Here is a 1,114-nt window from a genome sequence, read left to right on the forward strand (position 1 = left end):
GAACGTTTCACCATGTAAGGGAAGTTAAAACGCACCACACGAATGCCTTGCTCAACTAATCCTTTGGCGACAGCTGTCATGAAGTCATGCTCCATCCCCGCCCCTGCGCCGTGAGCAAAAACAAACAGCGGCCCGTTTTCAGGCCCCTCAACTATCCACTGGCTCATCCAATACTTCCTCTTGTTCTTTTCTCGCCGTTGCCAGCATCCAATCTCTAAATGTCGCGATGCGTCCCATGTCTGCCTGCTGCTCATGGCACACCACATAGAAGGCATTTTTGGAGATAAGCACCTCATCAAACGGCGCAATCAGTCGTCCCGCTTCCATTTCTGGTTTCGCTAACACGTTGTTGCCCAATGCTACGCCTTGTCCGTGTGCAGCAGCCTGCAGCACCATAGTCGAGTGACTGAAAATCGGACCGTGATTCACGTTAATGCCTTCGATGTTGTAATGACGAGCGAACTGCTTCCAATCTTTACGCGAAGTATCATGTAACAAAGTGTGTAATTTGAGGTCACTTAGAGATTCTAATGGTTTGTTACCTAAAAGTAACGAAGGTGAACAAAGTGGGATCAGAAACTCTTGGTACAGTTTATCCGCTCGCAAACCCGGCCAGTTCCCACGGCCGTAGTAGATCGCTACATCTACATCATCAGTCAGTGAACCTTCATCCATATCCACGGCTTTGATGCGCACATCGATGTCTGGCTCTTGAGCATTAAAGTCCGCCAAACGAGGCACCAACCACTGAATGGCAAAACTCGGTGGCAAGCTGATGGTCAACGCACCTTTTTCACTACGTTCCAATACCTTATCGGTCGCTTCAGCAATCGAGGTAAAGATGTCTTTGATGTCGAGAAAGTAACTTTGCCCTTCTTCTGTTAACAGCAAAGAACGGTTACGGCGACGGAAAAGTTTTAGAGATAGAAACTCTTCTAGGGCTTTAATTTGATGACTCACTGCGGCTTGAGTCACAAATAACTCTTCTGCCGCACGCGTAAAACTGAGATGACGAGCGGCTGCTTCAAATACTCGAAGCGAATTTAAAGGAGGCAATCTGCGAGACATATGGGACCTCAAATAGGATTAGTTTTTTTAATCTGAAACATTATAA

The 1,114-nt window shown here is 46.9% G+C and carries 2 protein-coding genes; both read right to left on the reverse strand.

Annotation, left to right across the window (positions count from 1 at the left end; genetic code table 11):
• The coding region (locus R7P67_RS25815) for an alpha/beta family hydrolase (RefSeq protein ID WP_318086450.1) at positions 1-167 on the reverse strand (167 nt) is incomplete at its 3' end.
• Positions 148-1,068: a transcriptional regulator GcvA gene (locus R7P67_RS25820; RefSeq protein WP_011105705.1), complete on the reverse strand. Its 921-nt coding sequence runs from the start codon at positions 1,066-1,068 to the stop codon at positions 148-150. The genes R7P67_RS25815 and R7P67_RS25820, both read right to left, overlap by 20 nt.
• Positions 1,069-1,114 lie beyond the last annotated feature (46 nt).

The sequence above is a fragment of the Vibrio sp. Vb0937 genome (genome assembly GCF_033338855.1).